3 protein-coding genes are annotated in these 6,666 nt (G+C 55.9%); 2 read left to right on the plus strand and 1 reads right to left on the minus strand.

The features are described from left to right. The first annotated feature begins 56 nt into the window (after positions 1-56). Positions 57-1,268, plus strand: coding sequence for a tetratricopeptide repeat protein (locus tag E8D52_12780; protein TKB67442.1), 1,212 nt, complete (start codon positions 57-59; stop codon positions 1,266-1,268). A gap of 4 nt (positions 1,269-1,272) precedes the next feature. After that, positions 1,273-3,924 (plus strand): CHASE2 domain-containing protein, encoded by a 2,652-nt coding sequence (locus tag E8D52_12785; GenBank protein TKB67443.1) that lies wholly within the window; start codon positions 1,273-1,275, stop codon positions 3,922-3,924. A gap of 124 nt (positions 3,925-4,048) precedes the next feature. Here E8D52_12785 and E8D52_12790 read toward each other — a convergent pair whose 3' ends face one another. After that, positions 4,049-5,953: a hypothetical protein gene (locus E8D52_12790; protein TKB67444.1), complete on the minus strand. Its 1,905-nt coding sequence runs from the start codon at positions 5,951-5,953 to the stop codon at positions 4,049-4,051. Between the last annotated feature and the right edge of the window lie 713 nt (positions 5,954-6,666).

Consider the following 6,666-nt stretch of genomic DNA (forward strand, 5'->3'; position numbering starts at 1 on the left):
CAGATGATATAATTGAAAGCTATTATGGCGCTCTGTCGAGGCGTAAAACTTTTCTGATGCGTCCCAGATCCATACTGTTGGTCCTCACTGTCGCCGCGACTATGTGCTCTTCGTCTCTCGCCCGTTCTCATTCACCGAGTGCACACAATCCCTCCGAATCATCCCAAGCCTCTGGGTCAATTTCCGGACTAGGGTTCAACGAGCCAGCCGATGCGATGACAGAGATTGCTTCATTGCGTCGAACAGTCCGTCTCTTACCGAACGACCCAGACTACCGGCTACAACTCGCCGGAGCCCTTCTTCGTGTCGGCGATCTGGATGCCGCCGTTGAGGAATGTCGAGCGGCTATTACATTACAACCGGATGATGGAAACGCCCATCTCCAACTTGGCCTCATGCTCATGGCGAAACAAGAATGGCGGGCCGCCGCTTCCGCTCTGGGAGAAGCCATTCGACTGGAACCGGACCTATCCCATGCTCACTACAGCCTTGGAAGCGTACAGTACTCACTCGGCAATGTGACGGCCGCGGTTGAGTCCTATCGACGAACGCTTGAGCTGCGCCCTCATTTCCCCGACGCACATTATCGACTCGCGCTGTTGCTGAGAGTTGCGGGACGCACGCGAGAAGCGGCCCAACATCTGGAAACAGCAGCGGCCGGCGGGGTGCCCCAGGCCAGATTATTTCTTGGCAATGCCTACCAAACCGGGCAGGGCGTCGAGAAAAACCTCGGCTTGGCGATTTTTTGGTGGATGCAGGCAGCCGACCTTGGCCAGCACACCGCTTCCGACTCGTTGTCCAAGGTGCGGCGCCAGGCGCTCTCCTCTGAATCGACGAAGCAGCGGCGCATGGAGTTGCAGAGCGCGTTGCAGAGCTACCGCAACACACTTTGGAACGACTTTCCTGATATCAGTCGCCCGAGTGAACCGCAATCGTTGGGAAAGGTCCTTCGCGAACAGAACCGTGCGGAAGATGCGATTCCAATACTTTTGAGAGAGTGTTTCGCGTTGAGCGAAGAGGCCCATGCCGAACTCGCCACACTCTACGAAACCGGATGGGATCAGTATTTGAAACCGTTCGACAAGAACATTCTGACTTGTTTTCAAACGACTTCGGCAGACGGCTTCAGCCCGGCGAAGAAAATCCTAACTCGTATCTATGCCAAGGGGCTCGGTCTCGATGCCGACCTCCCGAAAGCGAAGGCTCTCCTCAAAGGTCTCCCCAAACAAGACACACAATCCTTGCTCGATGAGCTAGGATTCCACTAGCCGTATGCTGGACCGGCAGAAATTCTGGCGCCTGTTCATCTCGTCGCTTCCTCTGCAAGCGTTGGGTACTGGTGTGCTAACCACGCTCCTATCGGCGATGCTGTGGTCCGCCGCCCCTGCTACCTTTACGGCGCTGGATTACACCGTCTACGACACCTGGCTTCGCCACCGCACGACCGCCCAGGTGAGCCCCTCGCTGACCATCGTGACGCGTGACGGAGCCAGTGAAGAACGCTTCGGAAGGGGTCTTTGGGATCGCGGTATTCTCGCTCAGTTAATTGTGACGATCCATGAGGCCGGCGCTGCTGTCATCGGCCTAGACCATCGTCTGGACTATGCGAGCCCTGCTCACCTTGGGGGAGCCGCGAGCGATGCGCTCATCCTTGAAGCGCTTCGTACAGCATCACCCGTAGTCCTGATTCACGATACGGATGCACTGCTTCAGTCCGACGCCGCGAGCTATGGACACATTACAGTCACGAGTGACCTCGATCACATCTCCCGTCACATTCCACCGTCTATCAGAATCGGAACTCAACCCGTTCCGGCTTTCGGTTCGATCCTGTCCGATATCTTTCACCGACACACCGCCACCCCCACGCAGGTTCTTTCGAACCACTCGGATGCCGACCTTCTGATCAATATCGTGGGCAACGGATCACTGGCTGCCCTTCAGCCGATCCCTTTATCATCAGTTTGGAGCGCCGTCGAACGGCACGACGAACCACTGTTGGCCTCCTGGTTCAAGGACAAAGCCGTGGTGATCCGATCAAGTCCTGGAGGCTCGGAGACATGGCTCTTACCCTCCAACTCCACAGTCGACGGTTTGACCGCCCACCTCCATGTCGTGAATGCCTTCCTCAACCATGAACGGATCGACTCACTCGGCTGGTTCGGCCGCTTCACCGTCACCATCGTGCTCGCCTCACTGGCGGCCTGGAGCCTCTTACAGTTTCGTGGGATGATGGGCATCTTGTTTGCCGGTGCCGTCGTTGTTGGGTATGGGGTACTATCCACCGCGATGTTGAGCTGGGCATCGCTCCTGATACCAATCGCCACCCCGCTCGCAGCCTCATTCTCCGTCTTCATCGGCACAGCCCTGTGGGTGAATCTGACGGCAAGCCAACGTCTGATCTTGCTGGAACGTGACATGATCCGCATCCAGCAAGAGTCTGCTGCCGTGAGAGAAGCCCTTGTTCTGCATGAGGATCGAGCGGAAGCTCTTCAAGAAGATTTAGACACCGCTAACGCGGCCATATCTTTTTCGGCCGGCCAACAGGAAGAGTTGACCAGAACGACAAACTTACTGCAGCTCCAAATCGCTGAAGCCCAGGGCCAGGAACAGGATGCCCGTCGACACCTACAGGAACTGGAACGACAACTTGGCGATCTCCGGGCAGCCGGCACCGTATCAAGCGCCATCCGCGATGCGGAACTCAACCGCCTTCAAGTCGAATCCCGCCAATTCGGCATCCTCACCCAAGATCACGCTCTGCTGCGGTTGTTTCACGACCTGAGGAAGAGCGCACAGTCTTCGTTGACCGTCCTCCTTCTCGGAGAACCAGGTACCGGGAAAGAGCTCTTCGCCCATGCCATCCACCGGCTCAGTCCACGATCGGGAAAGACCTTCATCGCCGTCAACATGGCCGCCATTTCTCCTGAGCTGTTTGAGAGTGAGCTCTTCGGCCACATGAGAGGCAGCTTCACCGGGGCGACGGGTGACCGTCCTGGCTATTTCGGTCTCGCCGACCACGGCACGATCTTTCTTGACGAGATCGGTGACCTTCGAATGGATCATCAGAGCAAACTGCTGCGGGTGCTTCAGGACAAATCATTCTATCGAGTTGGCGCCACCACCCCGACGACGGTGGACATTCGCATTGTGGCCGCGACTAATCGCGACTTACAGAAAGGCGTGTCGGAGGGATGGTTTCGCGAAGACCTGTACTTCCGGCTGAACGGGATGGTCTTCCATCTCCCACCGCTGCGTGAGCGTACCGGAGACATTCCGCTGCTCGCTGACATCTTCCTCAACCAGCTTGCCGAGCAAATCGGGAAGCCTGTCCCTCAGCTGACGAATGAAGCGCTTCGTGTATTGACCGAACATGACTGGAAAGGAAATGTGCGGGAGCTCCGCCACTGTTTGGAACAGGCCATCACGCTGAACGAGGGAACCCTGTTAACCAGAGACTCTCTCAGACTTGGCGAAGAGCGTAGGCCAGCAAGGGGACGGACCGAACAGACGTTTCCCGACCTAGCCGGTGATGCCGCGGTCCTGACCTGTCTGCGACGACATGGCTTCGACATGCAGTCCACGGCCAAGACGCTTGGATGGGACCGCAGCACAGTGACACAGCGTTTAAAGGGGCTCTGCTTCCAGGCACTCGTTGAAGCCAACGGCGATCAGGCCAAGGCCGCGCTGACCATCGCAGGCGACTCTAGTCACCTGCGAACCGTTGAGATCAAACTGATGGACTACTATGATCACCTACGATCCGCCATCGAACCATTCACGGCCGCCGAAGAAGCCCTGGTTGATTGCAGACGGCGTTTCAAGAATCTTCCGGAACGCCACTTCTCATCGGTCGAGACACTGGTTCGAAGACATTATCTACAAGATCAACTCACACCGCTTAGGTTGGGGAAATCTCCCTGACTCCTCTCTCTATACAAACCGCGTATTCGCTCAGCGAATTTACTCCGGCTGTACCATTCCTTTGTTACTGCACAGCTTGCGGCAGAGGTGTGCCAAAATCAGCGCGCCTCTGCCGCAAACCTATTCAATCCTTTCTGACTTGCCCCTGTGTGATATGCACTCGCTGCCGATCAAAAGACCGGAAGGTAAACGAAACCGGCCGCTCTGCATATTCCATGGTGCGTTTGCGCAGAATCTCGATGGCAATCTCTTCACCCAACCGTAGACTGCGCGTATTGTCTGTGCGCCAATGCACACCACCCATTGAACGCCCCATCGCCACGTTGCTGGCGAGCTTGTTTAATTCGCCGCCGACCGTGATTTTACCCATGTCGGCCCCGGTGTATTCCTGCGGAGGACAGAAGTCCTCGAGGTCAGTACTTTTCTTGCGGTATCCGGGCTGTAGCAATGTCAGTGTTCCTCCTGGTGGGTCACTCGGACCAGTCTTGGCAGTCGATGCGCTCCTATTCGCATTGTCAAAGACCGTCTTCAGAAGTTCATCTTCTTCGAACCAGGCCTTGAGCACCGTCACACAAGCACCGGCCACAGTAGCATGCCCCGCTCCATAGGCAGGATGGCTCGGCGAACCTGCTGAGAATGCCATCGGGAGGAACAAGGTGCCTTTCCCCGCACCGCCATTGAGCGCAGCATTGTGTTCTTTAATTTCATCGAGCGTGTCGTCGAGTCGAGCCTTGAAGGCGGGGGTCAGAGACAAACTGGTCGGCAGACCATAGTCGCGCTTCTTGCCACCGAAGCCGTTGCGCTGCATCTGGATCAAGCCGCCCATGACTTCGGGGCGACACCGTCTATGCACTAGCCATTTCTGCCGCCAGACAACCTTGAGCGCGCGACTGGCAACCTCAGAGACGAGAGTCAACAGATCCGGCCCCCCCAACGTGGCGAATGGAAGCTCTCGGGAGTATCGATTTTCCCGATATGGATTGCCCTCATCGAGCGGCGCACCAACACCAAGCAGGAACAGCGCGGCATTGAAGTACGCCTGGTGCAGTGCATCGCGGTTCACGAAACGCGCGATATCTCGCATCGTCGAGAGATAGCGAACTGGATTCCCTGCAGGATAGTAGCTTGCCCCGCGATGCAACTGATCGGAATAGTTATTACAGCTGCCATAATCACGTCCGTATTTGTCCTTGCCGGTATTTTGAGCCAGCAACCAGTCGCCGTGCGAGGTGAGAAAGTCTTGTTTCGCAATATATGGCACTTGCTTCTGATCGATAGTCTGCACGCCGTAGCTGATGGGGCGAATGAAAAACTGGCTCACTAATGGACCGAACTCCTCATCATGTAGACCGCTCCGGAACAAAGTCTGCAAGGTGATGTTGGCACCACCGGGACCTGACTCCACGTCCAGCGGCGCGCGCAGTTTACCGAAGTCCTTGTTATCATTTATCGCGATATCGAACATCTTATCGACGGCAGTGAGAGCATCCTGAACACGGTTGTTTAGGTTGTAGCCAAGCTGCATATTGTGGGCAGTGAGGTTGGCGCAGTTGGATTTCGGTGAATCGCGGTCAACCTGGAACGCCAACAACGGCGCATCACGCAACAACGCCATCCAGTAAAGCTCCACCATCTCGGCCATAGCCGTGAGCGAGCGACATCCTGGGGCGGGCAGCATCTCCAGCGTCTTTGGGTCTGGCCCCAGGGACTCGGTCGCCGCGCCGGCCAGCGGGCTTACGAACTTCGCAACTGACTGGGTCAAGGCATGAATCTCAGGCGTCGGCGACGGACCTAAAACGAATGGTGTCTGAGGAACCCCGCCCGATGGAGATAAGGGGCCACTTGGCACCTCATCGAAGTTGCGTGGGGACCCGGCTTCAATTTCGATACATACGCGCTCGAACTTTCGGTATGCAATAGGTTCAACCTCGCCAAACTCATTGTGCGGCAAGGTCTTGTGAAAGTTTCCGATAAACGGCGCATTGGGCTGAACGAGGCTTTCATCTGAATTGGGGGTTGGAAAGGGCATTGGGATCTCCTTAGAGTAACGGTGTGTGTTGCTCAATGGTTACAGCTCGACCGTGGCCACGTTTCGTCGTCGATACTTGACTTGAATAGAGCAACACTGATGCCAGGTCTTCGCAAAGGTGTGGTTGCTCTTCTTTGGCCTAGAAATTCGGTGCGGTCCACTGAGATGCAGTTGATGTCTGTGCGTGCCTTCAATGGACAAAAGACACAACTGACAAGCGCTTCGCTGGCGCTGCGTAGCTATATCATCCCCGTACTAGAAGGAAACGCAGGAATGTTGCTAGATCATCTATTAGATTGCACTCTGTGCCGATATCGGAGAGTGGTGAATCTGAAATGATACAGATGGTATCTGATTGGATACGTCCTCCAGCAGATTGTGCGCAGCTATGCAACTAGGAGTTGAGAGGATCGCCTAACTTCGTTATGTGAAGGAGCGTGATACGCCGACGACGCTATCGCCGGGCCCCAGCGAGTGCGTTGCTAGCAGAGAGATGATCGAGCACTCTCAGAAACAAAGCTTTGCAAATCACTCCAATTCGCATTCCCGCTGAGAGCGATGGTCTGTGTTAGGAAGGGCTGGAGCAGTCAGAATAGTTACTCCGTGCATGAGAACAGTCTCCGCGCTTAGCCAGTGATGCTTTTGAATCGGCTCTCCTGACTAGGGCCTGTTAACGCTACCGTAAGCCTTCGACGATCAAGGCGAAGTGAATG

Origin of the sequence: Nitrospira sp. (assembly GCA_005116745.1) — a bacterium.
In the GTDB taxonomy this organism is placed as follows: domain Bacteria; phylum Nitrospirota; class Nitrospiria; order Nitrospirales; family Nitrospiraceae; genus Nitrospira_D.